Source organism: Kitasatospora sp. NPDC049258, from assembly GCF_040678895.1.
In the GTDB taxonomy this organism is placed as follows: domain Bacteria; phylum Actinomycetota; class Actinomycetes; order Streptomycetales; family Streptomycetaceae; genus Kitasatospora.
The window spans coordinates 63,038-79,073 of the sequence record NZ_JBFAQT010000015.1 but is presented as its reverse complement, the minus strand read 5'-3'; the positions used below and the strand labels follow the sequence as shown (position 1 = coordinate 79,073).

General features: G+C 71.6%; 20 protein-coding genes. 14 read left to right on the top strand and 6 right to left on the bottom strand.

Annotation, left to right across the window (positions count from 1 at the left end):
* The first annotated feature begins 307 nt into the window (after positions 1-307).
* The gene (locus AB0K43_RS15585) at positions 308-1,336 is read left to right on the top strand and encodes a hypothetical protein (RefSeq protein WP_363639830.1); all 1,029 of its coding nucleotides are present in this window, start codon (positions 308-310) and stop codon (positions 1,334-1,336) included.
* A 13-nt stretch (positions 1,337-1,349) separates the two neighbouring features.
* Here the strand turns inward: AB0K43_RS15585 and AB0K43_RS15580 are convergent, their stop codons facing one another.
* Positions 1,350-1,940 carry an isochorismatase family protein gene (locus tag AB0K43_RS15580; protein ID WP_363639828.1) on the bottom strand — a complete coding sequence of 197 codons (591 nt, stop codon included), beginning with the start codon at positions 1,938-1,940 and terminating at the stop codon, positions 1,350-1,352.
* Positions 1,941-2,041: 101 nt separating this feature from the next.
* Positions 2,042-3,382: a nicotinate phosphoribosyltransferase gene (locus AB0K43_RS15575; RefSeq protein WP_363639826.1), complete on the bottom strand. Its 1,341-nt coding sequence runs from the start codon at positions 3,380-3,382 to the stop codon at positions 2,042-2,044.
* Between the two features lie 134 nt (positions 3,383-3,516).
* Between AB0K43_RS15575 and clpS the strand changes: the two genes are divergently transcribed.
* The 7 genes from clpS to AB0K43_RS15540 all read left to right on the top strand — a co-directional run bounded on the left by clpS (position 3,517) and on the right by AB0K43_RS15540 (position 8,261).
* Complete coding sequence (gene clpS, locus AB0K43_RS15570) at positions 3,517-3,810, top strand: ATP-dependent Clp protease adapter ClpS (RefSeq protein ID WP_363639825.1); 294 nt, start codon at positions 3,517-3,519, stop codon at positions 3,808-3,810.
* Positions 3,811-3,853: 43 nt separating this feature from the next.
* A complete protein-coding gene (locus AB0K43_RS15565) occupies positions 3,854-4,429 on the top strand; it encodes a DUF2017 domain-containing protein (RefSeq protein ID WP_363639823.1) in 576 nt (191 codons plus the stop codon).
* 234 nt (positions 4,430-4,663) lie between these two features.
* Positions 4,664-6,106: an amino acid permease gene (locus AB0K43_RS15560; protein ID WP_363639821.1), complete on the top strand. Its 1,443-nt coding sequence runs from the start codon at positions 4,664-4,666 to the stop codon at positions 6,104-6,106.
* 104 nt (positions 6,107-6,210) lie between these two features.
* On the top strand, positions 6,211-6,642 hold the full coding sequence (locus AB0K43_RS15555) for a M67 family metallopeptidase (protein ID WP_363639819.1): 432 nt from the start codon (positions 6,211-6,213) through the stop codon (positions 6,640-6,642).
* Between the two features lie 152 nt (positions 6,643-6,794).
* Positions 6,795-6,911: a putative leader peptide gene (locus tag AB0K43_RS15550; RefSeq protein ID WP_354640698.1), complete on the top strand. Its 117-nt coding sequence runs from the start codon at positions 6,795-6,797 to the stop codon at positions 6,909-6,911.
* Between the two features lie 91 nt (positions 6,912-7,002).
* Complete coding sequence (locus tag AB0K43_RS15545; protein WP_350639784.1) at positions 7,003-7,281, top strand: MoaD/ThiS family protein; 279 nt, start codon at positions 7,003-7,005, stop codon at positions 7,279-7,281.
* 11 nt (positions 7,282-7,292) lie between these two features.
* Positions 7,293-8,261 carry a cysteine synthase gene (locus AB0K43_RS15540; RefSeq protein ID WP_363639817.1) on the top strand — a complete coding sequence of 323 codons (969 nt, stop codon included), beginning with the start codon at positions 7,293-7,295 and terminating at the stop codon, positions 8,259-8,261.
* Positions 8,262-8,316: 55 nt separating this feature from the next.
* Here AB0K43_RS15540 and AB0K43_RS15535 read toward each other — a convergent pair whose 3' ends face one another.
* Complete coding sequence (locus AB0K43_RS15535) at positions 8,317-8,757, bottom strand: type II toxin-antitoxin system PemK/MazF family toxin (protein WP_363639815.1); 441 nt, start codon at positions 8,755-8,757, stop codon at positions 8,317-8,319.
* Positions 8,758-8,936: 179 nt separating this feature from the next.
* Between AB0K43_RS15535 and AB0K43_RS15530 the strand changes: the two genes are divergently transcribed.
* Together AB0K43_RS15530 and AB0K43_RS15525 are read left to right on the top strand one after the other, a co-directional pair.
* The gene (locus AB0K43_RS15530) at positions 8,937-9,131 is read left to right on the top strand and encodes a MerR family transcriptional regulator (RefSeq protein WP_363639813.1); all 195 of its coding nucleotides are present in this window, start codon (positions 8,937-8,939) and stop codon (positions 9,129-9,131) included.
* A 177-nt stretch (positions 9,132-9,308) separates the two neighbouring features.
* Entirely contained in the window at positions 9,309-10,055 is a 747-nt protein-coding gene (locus AB0K43_RS15525) for an MBL fold metallo-hydrolase (protein WP_363639811.1), read from the top strand.
* A 34-nt stretch (positions 10,056-10,089) separates the two neighbouring features.
* Here the strand turns inward: AB0K43_RS15525 and AB0K43_RS15520 are convergent, their stop codons facing one another.
* The 3 genes from AB0K43_RS15520 to AB0K43_RS15510 form a co-directional block, all read right to left on the bottom strand.
* Positions 10,090-10,395 (bottom strand): cupin domain-containing protein, encoded by a 306-nt coding sequence (locus AB0K43_RS15520; RefSeq protein WP_363639809.1) that lies wholly within the window; start codon positions 10,393-10,395, stop codon positions 10,090-10,092.
* A gap of 180 nt (positions 10,396-10,575) precedes the next feature.
* Positions 10,576-11,835, bottom strand: a complete 1,260-nt coding sequence (locus AB0K43_RS15515) for a PTS transporter subunit EIIC (RefSeq protein ID WP_363639807.1) — start codon at positions 11,833-11,835, stop codon at positions 10,576-10,578.
* A gap of 255 nt (positions 11,836-12,090) precedes the next feature.
* Positions 12,091-13,380, bottom strand: coding sequence for a PTS transporter subunit EIIC (locus AB0K43_RS15510; RefSeq protein WP_363639805.1), 1,290 nt, complete (start codon positions 13,378-13,380; stop codon positions 12,091-12,093).
* Positions 13,381-13,739: 359 nt separating this feature from the next.
* On the opposite strand from AB0K43_RS15510, the gene AB0K43_RS15505 reads away from it, so the two are divergent.
* The 4 genes from AB0K43_RS15505 (at position 13,740) to rdgB (ending at position 15,994) form a co-directional block, all read left to right on the top strand.
* Complete coding sequence (locus AB0K43_RS15505; protein WP_093660495.1) at positions 13,740-13,973, top strand: PTS glucose/sucrose transporter subunit IIB; 234 nt, start codon at positions 13,740-13,742, stop codon at positions 13,971-13,973.
* Positions 13,974-14,064: 91 nt separating this feature from the next.
* Positions 14,065-14,790 carry a ribonuclease PH gene (gene rph / locus AB0K43_RS15500; RefSeq protein WP_363639803.1) on the top strand — a complete coding sequence of 242 codons (726 nt, stop codon included), beginning with the start codon at positions 14,065-14,067 and terminating at the stop codon, positions 14,788-14,790.
* 157 nt (positions 14,791-14,947) lie between these two features.
* Positions 14,948-15,343 carry a hypothetical protein gene (locus AB0K43_RS15495; protein ID WP_363639801.1) on the top strand — a complete coding sequence of 132 codons (396 nt, stop codon included), beginning with the start codon at positions 14,948-14,950 and terminating at the stop codon, positions 15,341-15,343.
* A gap of 42 nt (positions 15,344-15,385) precedes the next feature.
* Entirely contained in the window at positions 15,386-15,994 is a 609-nt protein-coding gene (rdgB, locus tag AB0K43_RS15490; protein WP_363639799.1) for an RdgB/HAM1 family non-canonical purine NTP pyrophosphatase, read from the top strand.
* The last annotated feature ends 42 nt before the right edge of the window (positions 15,995-16,036 follow it).

The window sequence follows — 16,036 nt, the reverse complement described above, 5'->3', positions numbered from 1 at the left end:
TGGTAGGCAATCGCCGACACGGGGTTGACTCCGGGTTGGTGCTTCACCGTGCGTCGCCGGTCACGCTCCGTCATGATCACCAGGTCAGTGTCATGGGGTGGCTTCGGTTGCGCCGGAGGCCAATCCGATGAAAATCGGATGGTACCCGTCAAGTCCGATCTAATCCGGCAACTGAATGAACGTCCTATCCGCCGAATGGGTGAGGGTATGGGGACTTTAGTGCAGACCAGTCCCGTTTTCGCGACGGTTGGGTAACAGGTCGTCAGGTCGGGGGTGCCGGGGCGGGGCTGTTGGGGAGGGTGTCGGCATGAGCTACCAGATTCCTTCCCAGTCCTTGTCCCTCGAAGAGCTGGCCAGGCGGCAGCAGAACGTGATCACGGCCAGCCAGTTGCGTGCCCGTGGCGTGCCGACCCGGGTGGTCAGCGAACACTGCCGACGAGGCGGTCCCTGGCAGCGGATGCTGCCCCGGGTGTACCTGCTGCAGGAGAGCGAGCCGACCCCCGAGCAGCGGATGTGGGCCGCGCTGCTGTACGCCGCGCAGAACGGGCGCGACGAGGACGGCCGGGACGGGGCGGTGATCACCGGCGCGGCCGCGCTCGCGCTGTACGGCTTCGTCTCGATGCCGCGGCTGCCGGCCGTCACCGGGGTCGAGGTGCTGGTGCCCCGTCAGCGCCGGCTTCGGGACGCCGGGGAGGTCCGGATCCGCCGGACCGAGCGGGAGTTGGTGGCGCGGTCGGTGCACGGCCTGGCCTGTGCCCCGGTCGCCCGCGCGGTGGCCGACGCGGTGCGCGAGTGGACGGACGCGGGGGCCTTCGATGCCGGGGTGATCGGCCCCGGCCTGCTGCGCTCGGTGCTCCGCGAGGCCGTCGCCCGGATCGAATCCGGCGGTGCGCTCCGGGAGTTGTCCACCGAGCTCGCCGAGGCCGGGCTGCTGGAGGAGCCCCGGGTGCGCGCCGCCCTGGACGAACTGCTGGCCACCGGGCGGGAGGCGGTGCTGGAGCGGATCGGCGAGCTGGTCGACGAGTGGCTGCTGCCGGCCCCGCTGACCGGCCCGGAGCTGCGGATGCGCGGCGGCACCTACGTGGCGGTGCCCGACCTCTACTGGCCCGATGTCGCGGTGGCGGTCGAGGTGGATTCGGACCTGCGCTGCGTCAGCGAGGGCGAGGCCGCCTGGGTGCGCGGCGGCCAGCACCGGATGGAGTACCTCGGGGTGCGGGTGGTGTACGTCTGCGGCGAGCGGCTCGCCACCGAGCCGGAGGCGGTCGGCAGCGAGCTGCGGGAGGCCTTCCGGGCCGGTGGCGAGGACGTGGTCGAGCTGCTGGTGACCGAGCGCTGAGACCCCTGGCGGGTCAGCCCCGCACCACCGGTTCGCCGACCAACTCGACTCCGGCCAGCCGGAGTTCCTCCAGGGCCGCCGCCGTCGTCGGGGCGGCCACCGCAGCGGTGAGGTCGAGCAGGACGCGGGTGGTGAAACCCTCGCGGGCGGCGTCCAGGGCGGTCGCCCGCACGCAGTGGTCGGTCGCGATGCCGACCACGTCGACCTCCGACACCGACCGGGAGCGCAGCCAGTCGGCCAGGCCCTCACCGTTCTCGTTACTGCCCTCGAAGCCGCTGTACGCGGCCGAGTAGGAGCCCTTGTCGAAGACCGTCTCGATCGCTCCCGAGGTCACCGAGGGCGCGAAATTGGGATGGAAACCGACCCCCTCGGTGCCCGCCACGCAGTGCACCGGCCAGGAGTTGACGAAGTCCGGCTCGGCGGAGAAGTGCGTCCCCGGGTCGATGTGGTGGTCGCGGGTGGCGACGATGTGGGTGTAGCCGGGGGCGGACTCGGCGATCAGGTCGGTGATCGCGGCGGCGACCTCGGCACCGCCGGACACGGCCAGACTGCCGCCTTCGCAGAAGTCGTTCTGCACGTCGACGACGATCAGGGCGCGGTGCATGGCTTGGCTTCTCTCGTTGTGGTCTCGGGTCGGGGCCAGGGGCCGGGGCTATGAACTCTAGGGAGTGACGCGCGTAGGCGAAAGGCCCGCGGCCGGCGTGGTCAGACTCCGACCGGCAGGCCCGCCTGGGCGGTGGCCGGCAGCTCGGTCACGATCACCGGCTCGCCCTTGGACAGCTGGGTCGCCGAGAGCGGCAGTGCGGCCAGCGCCCGGCGGTGGCGCTCCCGGGCGGCCGCCAGCGGCTCCCGCCCGACCACCTCGCCGCCGGTGACCAGCGGCACCTGCAGGAGGTGCCCGGCCAGCTCCGCGGGCACCGGCCCGAGCCCGACCACCTCCGCCTCGGCGACCCCGTCCGCGTCCGGGCGCCGGGCGGCCCACTTGCGCCCGCCGAGGCTGCTCTTGCCGCCCGCCGAGCGCTTCGCCACCGGCACCAGCTCGCCGTCGGGCCCGCTCGCCCGGGCCACCAGCTTGTACACCATGGCGCAGGTCGGGTGCCCGCTGCCGGTGACCAGGCTGGTGCCCACGCCGTACCCGTCGACGGGGGCGGCGGCCAGCGCCGCGATGGCGTACTCGTCCAGGTCGGAGGTGACGATGATCCGGGTGTCGGTGGCGCCCAGCTCGTCCAACTGGCGGCGGACCCGGTGGGCCAGCAGGGTGAGGTCGCCGGAGTCGATCCGGACCGCCCCGAGCCCCGGCCCGGCCACCTCGACGGCGGTGCGCACGGCCTCGGCCAGGTCGTAGGTGTCCACCAGCAGGGTGGTGCCCCGGCCCATCGAGTCGATCTGGGCGGTGAAGGCGTCCCGCTCGCTGTCGTGCAGCAGGGTGAAGGCGTGCGCGGCCGTGCCGGTGGTCGGGATGCCGTAGGCGAAACCGGCCTCCAGGTCGGAGGTGGCGCCGAAGCCGGCGATGTACGCGGCCCGGGCGGCGGCGACGGCGGCCTGCTCGTGCGCCCGGCGGGCGCCCATCTCGATGCAGGGGCGGTCGCCCGCGGCCGAGGTCATCCGGGAGGCCGCGGCGGCGATCGCGGAGTCGTGGTTGAGGATCGACAGGATCAGGGTCTCCAGGATCACCGCCTCGGCGAAGCTGCCCTCGACCCGCAGCAGCGGGGAGCCGGGGAAGTAGACCTCGCCCTCCGGGTAGCCGTGGATGTCGCCGGTGAACCGGTAGTCGGCCAGGTAGCGCAGGGTGGCCTCGTCCACCACCCGCTGGTCGGCGAGCCAGTCCAGCTGCGGGGTGGTGAAGCGGAAGGCCTCCACCGCGTCCAGCACCCGGCCGGTGCCGGCCATCACGCCGTACCGGCGCCCGTTGGGCAGCCGCCGGGTGAACACCTCGAAGACGGAGCGGCGGTGCGCCGCGCCGCTGCGCAGGGCGGCCTGGAGCATGGTGAGTTCGTACCGGTCGGTGAGCAGCGCGGTGGACCGGCTCGCGGTGATGGCGTCCATGAAGATGATGCTACTACCACTTAGCGTCAGTTTGACGATTTCCCCCGTGCGTGTTGACCCGGATTCGCTCGCGCGTCCCCCGGATGGAAGCATGAGGAGCAGAGGAAGTCGTGTCGGGTGAGGGAGAAGCAGCCGTGAGTGTCGCCCCGGTGGAGATCGAGCGCCCTGAGGTCGAGGGCCTGCCGGTGGCGGAGCCGGATACACCGTGGGTGACCATCGTCCACAACGACCCGGTCAACCTGATGAGTTACGTCCAGTACGTGTTCCAGGCCTACTTCGGGTACCCGAAGGACAAGGCCCGACAGCTGATGATGGACGTGCACACCAAGGGCCGCGCGGTGGTCTCCAGCGGGACGCGCGAGGAGATGGAGCGGGACGTCCAGGCGATGCACGGTTACGGACTGTGGGCGACCCTCCAGCACGACTGATCCTCCCCTCCACCACCACAAGCAGACAGGCTGATCAGAACTCATGGCTGGGTTGTTCGAGAGCGCCGGCGGCGGCAGTGCGGCGATCGCGCTGGACGAGGTCGAGGCCTCCATCCTGCGCACGCTGGAGGTGCAGATGCTGGAGCTGATCGGGCCCGGCCCGGGCGGGCCGGGCGACGACCCGCTCGCGGCGCTGTTCGCCGAGGGCCCGACCGAGGCGCCCGAGGACCCGGCTCTCGCCCGGCTCTTCCCCGACGCCTACGGCGAGCCCGGGGAGAGCACCGACGCCGAGACCCGCGCGATGGCCGGCGAGTTCCGCCGCTACACCGAGGTCGACCTGCGCGCCCGCAAGCGGGAGGACGCGCTGGCCGTGGTCCGCTCGCTGGACGGCCTGGGGGAGGACGGCGGGCTGCTCCGGATCCCGGCCGGCGAGTGCCGGCGCTGGCTCGGGGCGCTGAACGACCTGCGGCTCACCCTGGGCAGCCGGCTGGAGGTCTCCGAGGAGGACGAGCAGGGCCTGTACCGCCTGCCGGACACCGACGAGCGCAAGCCGCTGGTGATGGCCTACATCTGGCTCGGCGAGCTCCAGGAGACCCTGCTGGAGGCGATGTCCGGCTGAGCTCGCCGCCCGCCCCTCCCGTGCCCCGGCGCCCGCGCGTCCGGGGCACCGCTGCGACCGGCGCGGTGCGGATCGGCCCGGTCCGTCCGCATGCTGGGCGGAATATCCCTTCAATCCGGGCATACCCCACGATATCCGTACCTGTCATGCTCAAATAGCGCTCAGATACCCACCGGTATCCGGTCATACCGTGGTACGACTTCCACTCGCCCCGCGAGCAGAAGGAGTGTGGCCATGGCCGATCAGGCCTATGACGAGGTGACCGAGGCCAGGCCCGAGGAGGAGGGCTACGAGCGCGGGCTGGGCAGCCGTCAGATCCAGATGATCGCGATCGGCGGGGCGATCGGCACCGGTCTGTTCCTCGGCGCCGGCACCGCCATCTCCAAGGCCGGGCCGAGCCTGATCCTCAGCTACGCGGTGGCCGGCCTGGTGATCTTCGTGATCATGCGGGCGCTCGGCGAGCTGCTCACCTACCGCCCGGTCTCCGGCAGTTTCGCCGAGTACGCCCGCGAGTTCCTCGGCCCGTTCGCGGGCTACGTGACCGGCTGGACGTACTGGCTCTTCTGGGTGGTCACCGGCATGGCGGAGACCACCGCCGCGGCGGTCTATGTGCGCTTCTGGGCGCCCGGTATCCCGCAGTGGGCCAGCGCGCTGGTCTTCCTGGTGATCCTCTACGCGGCCAACCTGATCTCGGTGAAGCTGTTCGGCGAGATCGAGTTCTGGTTCTCCATGGTCAAGGTCACCGCGATCATCGGCATGATCCTGATCGGCGTCGGCGTGCTCACCCTCGGCTTCAGCGACGCCGCCGAGACCGCCTCGCTCAGCAACCTGTGGGCGGACGGCGGTTTCTTCCCCAAGGGCATCGGATCCACCGTGATGACCCTGCAGATCGTGATGTTCGCCTACCTCGGCGTCGAACTGGTCGGCGTCACCGCGGGGGAGAGCGAGGACCCGGAGAAGAACCTGCCGCGGGCCATCAACACCCTGCCGTGGCGGATCATGCTGTTCTACGTCGGCGCGCTGACGATCATTCTGGCCCTGGTCCCCTGGCAGGAGTTCAGTCCCGGGGTCAGCCCGTTCGTGGCGGCCTTCGGCAAGATCGGCATCCCGGCGGCGGCCGGCATCATCAACTTCGTGGTGCTCACCGCGGCCCTGTCCTCCTGCAACTCCGGGATGTACTCGACCGGACGGATGCTGCGCGACCTCGCCCAGCGCGGCCAGGCACCCGGCGGGCTCACCCGGCTGAACGGCCGCCGCACCCCGGCCGCGGCGATCACCGTCTCGGCGCTGCTGATGGGCCTCGGCGTGGTGCTCAACTACCTCGTCCCGGCCAAGGCGTTCGAGTACATCACCTCGGTCGCCACCGTCTGCGGGCTGTGGACCTGGGCGGTCATCCTGATCTGCCAGCTCCGCTACCGCCGGGCCTGGCAGGCCGGCCGGCTCCCGGCGCCCACCTTCCGGGCGCCCGGCGGCTCCTGGCCGAGCTGGGCCGCGCTGGCCTTCCTGGTCCTGGTCGTGGTGCTGATCGCGATCGACCCGGACTCCCGGATCTCGCTCTACGTCTTCCCCGGCTGGGCGGTGGCGCTGGTGATCGGCTACCAGGTGCTCAGGCGGACCCGGCCGGAGGCCGTCCACGGCGGCCCGCGGACCCCGGTGCCCGCCCGGTCCGGCGACTGACCGGCAACAGACCCCGGTCCGCCTGTCGGACCGGCCGCCCGCCCGGCCGTCGAACGCACCCCGCGACGGCCGGGCGGGCCTCGATGCCTGGCTATCCTGACCGCATGCTGACCATCACCCGAGAACTGCGCGACGCGATCGTCGCCCACGCCCGCGCGGACCACCCGGACGAGGCCTGCGGCGTGGTCGCCGGACCGGCCGGCAGCGACCGGCCCGAGCGGTTCGTCCCGATGCTCAACGCGGCCCGCTCGCCCACCTTCTACGAGTTCGACTCCGGCGACCTGTTCAAGCTCTACCGCGAGATGGACGACCGCGACGAGGAGCCGGTGGTGATCTACCACTCGCACACCGCCACCGAGGGCTACCCGTCCCGCACCGACGTCTCCTACGCCTCCGAGCCGGGCGCCCACTACGTGCTGGTGTCGACCGCGGACGGGAACGGCGAGGGTGACCCGTACCAGTTCCGGTCGTTCCGCATTCTGGACGGTGTGATCACGGAAGAAGACGTCGAGGTGGTCGAGGCGTACGGTGCCTGACCGCCTCCGGGCGGGACCGGGGGCCCGCCGGCGGCGCGCCACCTGCGGACGGCACTCCTCCGGTTCACCCGAATCTCAGCATCGGATACGGAACCGCCCGGTTGGTGAGACAGAGCTGCCGGACCGGGGGCGGGAATCTATACGATGAGCCCATGCGTTCCGTCGATGTGAGCAACCAGGCCCCGGGCACCCGCCTCGTGGCGCGCCTGCACGTCGACCTGTGCCGGCTCGCCAGCGCGATCTGTCCCGGCACCGCCGACGCCCGCTGACTTCGGCACCGACCGCCCCGGCCGCGACCGGGGCCACACCCCTGCCGCGACCCGTGCGGCCCACCCGACCCACCTCCCCAGGAGCGCAGCCATGGCCATCGAGGTCCGCATCCCGACCATCCTCCGTACCTACACCGACGGCGCCAAGGCCGTCGAGGGCGCCGGCAGCAACCTCGGGGAGCTCTTCACCGACCTCGACGCCCGCCACCCGGGCATCGCGGAGCGCCTGCTCGACGGCGGCGAGCTGCGCCGCTTCGTCAACGTCTACCTGAACGACGAGGACGTCCGCTTCCTGGACGGCATCGCCACCGCCCTCGCGGACGGCGACAGCGTCACCATCCTGCCGGCCGTGGCCGGCGGGGCCCGCTGAGCCGCCGCCCCATGCGCTACGACAGCCCGATCGAAGCGGTCGGCAACACCCCGCTGGTCCGGCTCCCCCGGATCTCCGCCGCCGTCCCCGGAAACACCGACGGGCTGGTCACGCTCTGGGCCAAGCTGGAGGACCGCAACCCGACCGGCTCGATCAAGGACCGCCCGGCCCTGCACATGATCGAGCGGGCCGAGGCGGCGGGCCGGCTCACCCCCGGCTGCACCATCCTGGAGCCCACCAGCGGCAACACCGGCATCTCGCTGGCCATGGCGGCCAAGCTCAAGGGCTACCGGATGGTCTGCGTGATGCCGGAGAACACCAGCGAGGAGCGCCGCGAGCTGCTCCGGATGTGGGGCGCGGAGATCATTCCCTCGCCCGCCGCCGGCGGCTCCAACACCGCCGTCCGGATGGCCAAGGAGATCGCGGCCGAGCACCCCGACTGGGTGATGCTCTACCAGTACGGCAACCCGGACAACGCCGGCGCGCACTACCGGGGCACCGCTCCGGAGATCCTCGCCGACCTCCCGGAGATCACCCACTTCGTCGCGGGCCTCGGCACCACCGGCACCCTGATGGGCGTCGGCCGGTACCTGCGGGAGAAGGTCCCGGGCGTGCGGATCGTCGCCGCCGAGCCGCGCTACGACGACCTGGTCTACGGGCTGCGCAACCTGGACGAGGGCTTCGTCCCCGAGCTCTACGACGCCGAGGTGCTCACCACCCGCTACTCGGTCGGCTCGGCCGACGCGGTGCGGCGCACCCGGGAGCTGCTCCAGCAGGAGGGCATCTTCGCCGGCGTCTCCACCGGCGCGATCCTGCACGCCGCGATCGGTGTCGGCCGCAAGGCCGCGCAGGCCGGCGAGCGGGCGGAGGTGGTCTTCGTGGTCGCCGACGGCGGTTGGAAGTACCTGTCCACCGGCATCTACACCGCCGAGTCCACCGAGGCCGCGGTCGAGGCGCTGCAGGGCCAGCTCTGGGCCTGAGGCCGCGTCCTCGCCGTGGGCGCCGTACCCGCCGGGGTACGGTGCCCACGTCGTCTCAGTGCCCGGCCCGCCGGACCACCTCGGACCAGGTCCGCTCGTCCACCGGCCCCACCCGGCGCCGGAACGCCCCCAGCGGCACCTCGCGCAGCTCGTCCGTCTCCAGCCAGCTGGCCCGCCCGTGCCGGTCGCCGACCGCACCGGAGGGCAGCCGCAGCACGCCCGGCCGTTCGGCGTGGTGCTTGGTGGTGATCTTCGCGACCAGCGCGGTGCGCGGCTTCACCCGCAGCACCAGGCAGGGCCGGTCCTTGGCGCCCGGGCCGTCCTCGAACGGCACCTCGGCCCACCAGATCTCCCGGGGCGCGGGCCGGCCGGTCCGCAGGCCGGGGCCCGGCGCGGGCCGTGGCGCGCCCTCGGGCCGGGAGCGCCGGCGCCACCACCAGACGGCGGCCACCGCCACGGCGACCAGCAGTACGAGCAGGATCGGGGAGCTGTTCATCCGCCGACCGTACCCGGCCGCCCGGGCGCTGTGACACTCGGTGATTTGTCCGTTTTCAGCTGCTGATTCGTCACGGAACGACCACAGCGTCCGTTCCGGGTGAAAGCTCACGGTTCGGACGGAAAGGCTGATCGCGACGCCCCGGGCCAGGCCCGTAACTCCGTCCGAAGGTGGTCCAGATGAGTCCGAACAGCAACGACCTGTGGTCCTACGCCGAGATCGCCCGGCACATCAACGTCCAGTCCGAGACCGTCCGCAACTACCGCCGGCACGGCCTGCTCCCCGAGCCCGACCTGGTGGACCGCAACGGGCACCCGCGCTGGTACCCCGACACCGTCAAGGCCTGGGCCCGCAACCGCCCACGGCACCGCTGAACCGTCCTCGAACGCCCGCCCCCGCCCCGCGCCCCGTTCTGGTGATTCCAGCCACAGCGCGGCACGGGGACGGGGGCAAAGTGCCGTTCGGCCCTTACCCTCGACACGCGAAGACCGTACCGGGGCAGTAGCTGCGGCCGCTGCGGACCATGACCCATCGGGGCGGAGGGGCTCGGCATGAAACTGACCGTGGTGGGGTGCTCGGGGAGCTTCCCGTCCGCCGATTCGCCCTGCTCCAGTTACCTGGTGGAGGCGGACGGCTACCGGGCGGTGCTGGACCTCGGCAACGGCGCGCTCGGCGCGCTGCAGAACTACTGCGGCCTGTACGAGGTCGACGCCGTGCTGCTCAGCCACCTGCACGCCGACCACTGCGTCGACCTGTGCGCCTACTGGGTCGCGCGCAACTACCGGGTCGAGGGCTGCCCCGAGCCGCTGCCGGTGTACGGCCCGGCCGGCACCCCCGAGCGGCTCGCCCGGGCCTACGACATGCCCGAGGAGCCGGGGATGACCGAGGTCTTCGACTTCCGCACCCTCAAGTCCGGCAGCTTCGAGCTCGGCCCGCTGCGGATCACCGCCGTGCAGGTCAACCACCCGGTCGAGGCCTACGCGTTCCGGATCGAGCACGGCGGCCACTCGATCGTGTACTCGGGCGACACCGGTGAGTCGGCCGAGCTGGTGGAGCTGGCCGCGGGGGCCGACCTGTTCCTCTGCGAGGCCGCCTACACCGACGGCAAGGACACCTACCAGGCCGTCCACCTCAACGGCCGGGAGGCCGGCGAGCACGCCACCGCGGCCGGCGCGCACCACCTGGTGCTCACCCACATCCCGCCGTGGACGGACGCGCAGCGCAACCTGCGCGACGCCCGGGCCGCCTTCGCGGGCCCGGTGGACCTCGCCAGACCCGGCGCGGTCTACGAGTTCTGACCGCTTCCGACCGCGGGCACCGTCCGCAGCGGTGCTACGGCTCCGGCACCTCGACGATCACCAGCGTGCCCCGGCTGCCCGGCCGGACGGCGTGCGGGCTGCCGGCCGGCACCAGGGCCAGCTCGCCCGCCCGCACCGTCACCGGGCGGCCGGCCACGGTGAGTTCCAGGCACCCCTCGACCACCAGCAGCGCCTCGGTGACGGCGTGGGTCTCCTCGGCCAGCGGCAGCGCGTCCATCCGCAGCACCTTCAGGCCGGCGGCGCCGACCTCGCCCAGCAACCGGGAGCTCCACGCCCGCGGCAGCCGCGCCGCCGCCTCCACCAGGTCGATCACCTGCACGACACACCCCTCACGGGCTCGGGTCCAACGGATGCCGCGGACGCTACCGGGGCCGGGGCGGCAGTTGGTCGACCGTTCGGCAAAGCTTTCCGGCATCTCGTGCGCGGCGGTCCGCGGTGTCCGCACGCGCCGGTGCCCCGTCGCGCGGGGACGCGGCGGGGCACCGGGGGCGGACGGCCGTCAGGCCTTGGTGACGTCCTCGATCTCCTCGTCCGTCTCGCGACCGGGGGTCTTGAGGTCGAACTTGGTGATCGCGAAGCGGAAGACCGTGTAGTAGATCGCCGCGAAGACCAGGCCGATCGGGATGATCAGCCAGGGCTTGGTGGCCAGGTGCCAGTTGATCACGTAGTCGATCAGGCCGGCGGAGAAGCTGAACCCGTCGTGGACGCCGAGGGCCCAGGTGACGGCCATCGACAGCGCGGTCAGCACGGCGTGGATGGCGTAGAGCACCGGCGCGATGAACAGGAAGGTGAACTCGATCGGCTCGGTGACGCCGGTGACGATGCTGGTCAGGGCCAGCGAGGTCATCATGCCCAGGACCACCTTGCGGCGCTCCGGACGGGCCGCGTGGGCGATCGCCAGCGCGGCGGCGGGCAGCGCGAACATCATGATCGGGAAGAAGCCGGACTGGAACTGCCCGGCGGTCGGGTCGCCGGCCAGGAAGCGGTTGATGTCGCCGGTGGCGACCTTGCCGGTCGCGTCGGTGAAGCTGCCGGTCTGGAACCAGGCGTAGGTGTTGACGAACTGGTGCATGCCGATCGGGATCAGCGCCCGGTTGACCAGGCCGAAGATGCCCGCGCCCAGGGCGCCCGCGCCGACCAGCTGGTCGTTGCCGCCGGAGATGACGTCGCCGATCGGGCCCCAGCACAGGCCGAACACGATGCCCAGGCCGGTGCCGACGAAGGCCATGATGATCGGGACGAGCCGGCGGCCGTTGAAGAAGCCCAGCCAGTCCACCAGCTTGGTGCGGTGGTACTTCTGCCACAGGACGGCCGCCAGCAGGCCGACCACCACGCCGCCGAGCACACCCGGGTTCTGCGGCTTGCCGGCCGGCAGGGCGGCGGTGACGGTGCCCTCGGCCGGGAAGGCGGTGAGGACCTGCTTGAAGACCAGGTAGCCGACCAGCGCGGCCAGCGCGGTGGAGCCGTCGGCCTTCTTGGCGAAGCCGATCGCGACACCCACGCAGAACAGCAGGGGCAGGTTGTCCAGGACCGCGCCGCCGGCCGCGCCGAACACCTGCACCAGCTTGGCGGGGAAGTGCCAGTTGGTCTGCACGTCGGGCTGGCCCAGGCGGGCCAGGATGCCCGCGGCGGGGAGGACCGCGATCGGCAGCTGGAGGCTGCGGCCGACCTTCTGCAGGCCGGGGAGGATTCCGGAGCCGAACTTCTTTCCCGGCTTGGGTGCGGCGGCGGGCGCCGGTGCCTGCGCAGTCGTACTCATGGGGGTGGTTCCTAACGGCAGGGCGGGTCGGTCGTGGGGTGGAGCGTCGGGGGCCGACTCGCGAACTGGTCTACACCACTAGTGGTGTAGACCAGTTTTCTAGCACGCGTGGAAGAGGGGGGGAACCCCGGACAGCTGCGCAGGTCGGAAGTGCTATGAAATCGAAACCTTGTTGCGGATTGGCGATCTTGGCTACCCGCCGTAACAGGCCTTTTGGCGAGTTGCGCAACAAAAGGCGCCGGGGGTGACGGCGGGTCAGGCCTTGGTGACGTCCTCGACCTGGTCGTCGTCCTCGCGGCCGGGCGTCTTCACGTCGAACCGCACGATGACGAAGCGGAAGACCGCGTAGTAGACGACCGCGAACCCCAGGCCGACCGGGATGATCAGCCACGGTTTGGTGGCCAGGTTCCAGTTCAGCACGTAGTCGATCAGGCCGGCCGAGAAGGCGAAGCCGTCGTGCACGCCGAGCCCCCAGGTGACGGCCATCGAGGCGCCGGTGAGGATCGCGTGGATGACGAAGAGGAGCGGCGCGATGTAGGCGAAGGAGTACTCGATCGGCTCGGTGATGCCGGTCACCGCCGAGGTCAGCGCGACCGAGGTCATCAGGCCGTAGATCTCCTTGCGGCGGTGCGGCTTGGCGCTGTGCGCGATGGCCAGGGCCGCGGCCGGCAGGGCGAACATGAAGATCGGGAAGAAGCCGGTCATGAACTGGCCGGCCGTCGGGTCGCCGGCCAGGAACCGGGCGATGTCGCCGTGCGCCTCGGTGCCGTCCGGCTTGACGTAGGTGCCGAACTGGAACCAGGGGAAGAAGTTCAGCAGCTGGTGCATGCCGATCAGCAGCAGGGCGCGGTTGGCCAGGCCGAACAGCCCGGAGCCGATCGAGCCGAGGTCCGCCAGCCACTGGGAGAACGACTCCAGGGCGTCGCCGATCGGCGGCCAGACCCACAGGCAGAGCGCGGCGAAGATCAGGCCGACCAGGGCGGTGATCATCGGGACCAGCCGCCGGCCGTTGAAGAAGCCCAGCCAGTCGACCAGCCTGGTGCGGTGGAAGCGGACCCAGAGCCAGGCGGACATCAGGCCGATCAGGATGCCGCCGAGCACCCCGGGGTTCTGGAAGCCGATGTTGGAGGCCGACTGCTTGGCGTAGTCGATGCACTGGGTGCCGGCCACCACGCCCTTGCAGGCGCTGAGGTCGGGGAAGGCCTGGAGGACCTTGTAGTAGACCAGGAAGCCGGTCACCGCGGCCAGCGCGGTCGAGCCGTCGGCCTTCTTGGCCATCCCGATCGCGACCCCGATGCAGAACAGCAGCGGCAGGCCGAGCGAGCCGTCCAGCAGGGCGGCGCCGGCCGCGGCGAAGGCCTTGGCCACGTTGTCCCAGCCGAGGCCGTCCGCGCCGAGCAGGTCGGGCTGGCCGAAGCGGTTCAGGATGCCGGCCGCGGGCAGCACGGCCACCGGCAGCTGGAGGCTGCGGCCCATCTTCTGCAGGCCGCCGTAGAAGGACTGCCACCAGGGGCTCCGCGGGATCGTGGCGCCTGCCGAGCTCATGTCGTCCTCCGAGTGCCGGAACCCGCGCGGGCCGGGCGGGAACGCCGGCGAGGTGTCCCGCGTTGTCCGGAGTGCACCTAATATTGGTGTAGACCACTTCGGGCGGTGCGGTCGCGCCGGGCCCTGGGCCCAGTGATCGCCATCCTGGGACCGGCGCCCTGAGCCTGCGCGCCGGAGTAGCCCAAAAGTGGACTAACGTGGCATATCGTCCGGAGACGGGTGATGCTTGACGCGCTGTTCCGACGACGCGGCAGCTGATCCCGCGTCATCATCTCCGACAGCGCCCACCGCATACCGCACACCGCAGTACGGCTACCGGCGGCACCCCCGCCGAGGCGCCGAGACAGAGGGAGAAAGACATGGCCAGCAAGGCTGAGAAGATCGTCGCCGGCCTCGGCGGGATCGACAACATCGAAGAGGTCGAAGGCTGCATCACCCGTCTCCGCACCGAGGTCGTCGACCCGAGCAAGGTCGACGAAGCCGCGCTCAAGGCCGCCGGCGCCCACGGCGTCGTCAAGATGGGCACCGCGATCCAGGTCGTGATCGGCACCGACGCCGACCCGATCGCCGCCGACATCGAGGACATGATGTGAGCTGAGCCCCGGCTCACCACCGCCACGGCCCGCCGCCCCACCGGGGGCGGCGGGCCGAAGCGTTCACCCGGAGCCACTACGCTCGTTACCCATGTCACGCATCGACGGCCGCACCCCCGACCAGCTCCGCCCCATCACCATCGAGCGGGGCTGGAGCAAGCACGCCGAAGGATCCGTCCTGGTCTCCTACGGCGACACCAAGGTGCTCTGCACCGCCAGCGTCACCGAAGGCGTCCCCCGCTGGCGCAAGGGCAGCGGTGAGGGCTGGGTCACCGCCGAGTACTCCATGCTCCCCCGCGCCACCAACACCCGCGGCGACCGCGAGTCCGTCCGCGGCAAGATCGGCGGCCGCACCCACGAGATCAGCCGCCTGATCGGCCGCTCGCTGCGCGCCGTGATCGACCACCGGGCCCTCGCCGAGAACACCTTCGTGCTCGACTGCGACGTCCTGCAGGCCGACGGCGGCACCCGGACGGCCGCCATCACCGGGGCCTACGTCGCGCTGGTCGACGCCGTCTCCTGGGCCCGCGAGAAGAAGATCCTCCGGGCCAAGGGCCAGCCCATCACCGGTGGCGTCAGCGCGGTCAGCGTCGGCATCATCGACGGCGTCCCGATGCTCGACCTCCGCTACGAGGAGGACGTCCGGGCGGAGACCGACATGAACATCGTCTGCACCTCGGACGGCCGCTTCGTCGAGGTCCAGGGCACCGCCGAGGGCGCCCCCTTCGACCGCGACCTGCTCGACCAGCTGCTCGACCTCGGCACCCTGGGCTGCGCCGAGCTCGACGAGATCCAGCGCAAGGTGCTCGAAGGCTGACGCCGCCTTCCGGGTGGCCGCCGGGGTCGGGAGGTCCGCAACCGGACCGCCCGGCCCCGGCGTCCTTGTGGGTGCCGCGGCCGGCGGATGCTGTACACGCCACCGGCGCAGCCCGTACCGTGCCAGGCAGAAACCTCGGACCGACCGAAGGACCGCGATGCCGCAGTCGCCCAGCATCAACCGCCCGACCGTGCTCGCCGTCGCAGCCCTCGCCCTGATCCTTCCGCTCAGCGCGGTCAGCTGCTCCGCCGCCCAGAAGGCGATCGACTGCGGGAACACCGCGATCACCATCACCAGCGACGTCTCCAACGCCACCGCCGCGTTCAACAACGCCAACAACGACCCGACCGCGGCCGGCCAGGCCATGCAGCAGCTGAAGAACGACATCGACAAGCTGAACCGCAACTCCAGCGACACCGACGTCAGCAAGGCGCTCGGCGACCTGCAGACCCAGGTCCAGAACGTCCAGCACGCCATCGACAACAAGCAGGCCCCCGACCTGCAGCCGCTGGGAGCCGCGGCCGGCAACCTCAGCAAGGCCTGCACCGGCTGAGCCGCGCCGTTCGGCCCCGGCGCACTGGCTAGGGTGGACGCCATGACTACCCGACGCCTCGTCCTCGCCACCCGCAATCAGCACAAGGTCGCGGAGCTGCGCGACATCCTCGGCGCCGCCGGGCTGGACGTCGAGCTGGTCGGCGCCGACGCCTACCCCGAGATCCCCGATGTGCCGGAGACCGGGGTGACCTTCGCCGAGAACGCCCTGCTCAAGGCGCACGCCCTGGCCGAGGCCACCGGGCTGCCCGCGGTCGCCGACGACTCCGGCCTGTGCGTCGAGGTGCTCGGCGGGGCGCCCGGCATCTTCTCCGCCCGCTGGGCCGGCAAGCACGGCGACGACCGGGCCAACCTGGACCTGCTGCTCGCCCAGCTCGGCGACATCTCCGACCCGCACCGGGGTGCGTACTTCGCCTGCGCGGCCGCGTTCGCGCTGCCGGACGGCACCGAGCGGGTGGTGGAGGGCCAACTGCGGGGCACCCTGCGGACCGCCCCGTCAGGTGACGGCGGCTTCGGCTACGACCCGATCCTCCAGCCGCTCGGCGACACCCGCACCTGCGCCGAGCTGACCCCGGCCGAGAAGAACGCCATCAGCCACCGCGGGCAGGCCTTCCGCGCCCTCGTCCCGGTGGTCCGCGAGCTGCTCGGGTAACGGCCGCGCCACAGCGACGACGAGGGCCCGTCCGGAGATCGA

Coding starts and splice junctions, on each gene's coding strand:
- AB0K43_RS15510 (WP_363639805.1), bottom strand. CDS start 13,380: ATGAGCTCGGCAGGCGCCACGATCCCGCGGAGCCCCTGGTGGCAGTCC.
- AB0K43_RS15575 (WP_363639826.1), bottom strand. CDS start 3,382: ATGGACGCCATCACCGCGAGCCGGTCCACCGCGCTGCTCACCGACCGG.
- AB0K43_RS15535 (WP_363639815.1), bottom strand. CDS start 8,757: ATGAACAGCTCCCCGATCCTGCTCGTACTGCTGGTCGCCGTGGCGGTG.
- AB0K43_RS15515 (WP_363639807.1), bottom strand. CDS start 11,835: ATGAGTACGACTGCGCAGGCACCGGCGCCCGCCGCCGCACCCAAGCCG.
- AB0K43_RS15525 (WP_363639811.1), top strand. CDS start 9,309: ATGAAACTGACCGTGGTGGGGTGCTCGGGGAGCTTCCCGTCCGCCGAT.
- AB0K43_RS15555 (WP_363639819.1), top strand. CDS start 6,211: ATGCTGACCATCACCCGAGAACTGCGCGACGCGATCGTCGCCCACGCC.
- rdgB (WP_363639799.1), top strand. CDS start 15,386: ATGACTACCCGACGCCTCGTCCTCGCCACCCGCAATCAGCACAAGGTC.
- AB0K43_RS15495 (WP_363639801.1), top strand. CDS start 14,948: ATGCCGCAGTCGCCCAGCATCAACCGCCCGACCGTGCTCGCCGTCGCA.
- AB0K43_RS15580 (WP_363639828.1), bottom strand. CDS start 1,940: ATGCACCGCGCCCTGATCGTCGTCGACGTGCAGAACGACTTCTGCGAA.
- AB0K43_RS15540 (WP_363639817.1), top strand. CDS start 7,293: ATGCGCTACGACAGCCCGATCGAAGCGGTCGGCAACACCCCGCTGGTC.
- AB0K43_RS15545 (WP_350639784.1), top strand. CDS start 7,003: ATGGCCATCGAGGTCCGCATCCCGACCATCCTCCGTACCTACACCGAC.
- AB0K43_RS15530 (WP_363639813.1), top strand. CDS start 8,937: ATGAGTCCGAACAGCAACGACCTGTGGTCCTACGCCGAGATCGCCCGG.
- AB0K43_RS15550 (WP_354640698.1), top strand. CDS start 6,795: ATGCGTTCCGTCGATGTGAGCAACCAGGCCCCGGGCACCCGCCTCGTG.
- AB0K43_RS15505 (WP_093660495.1), top strand. CDS start 13,740: ATGGCCAGCAAGGCTGAGAAGATCGTCGCCGGCCTCGGCGGGATCGAC.
- AB0K43_RS15560 (WP_363639821.1), top strand. CDS start 4,664: ATGGCCGATCAGGCCTATGACGAGGTGACCGAGGCCAGGCCCGAGGAG.
- AB0K43_RS15585 (WP_363639830.1), top strand. CDS start 308: ATGAGCTACCAGATTCCTTCCCAGTCCTTGTCCCTCGAAGAGCTGGCC.
- rph (WP_363639803.1), top strand. CDS start 14,065: ATGTCACGCATCGACGGCCGCACCCCCGACCAGCTCCGCCCCATCACC.
- AB0K43_RS15565 (WP_363639823.1), top strand. CDS start 3,854: ATGGCTGGGTTGTTCGAGAGCGCCGGCGGCGGCAGTGCGGCGATCGCG.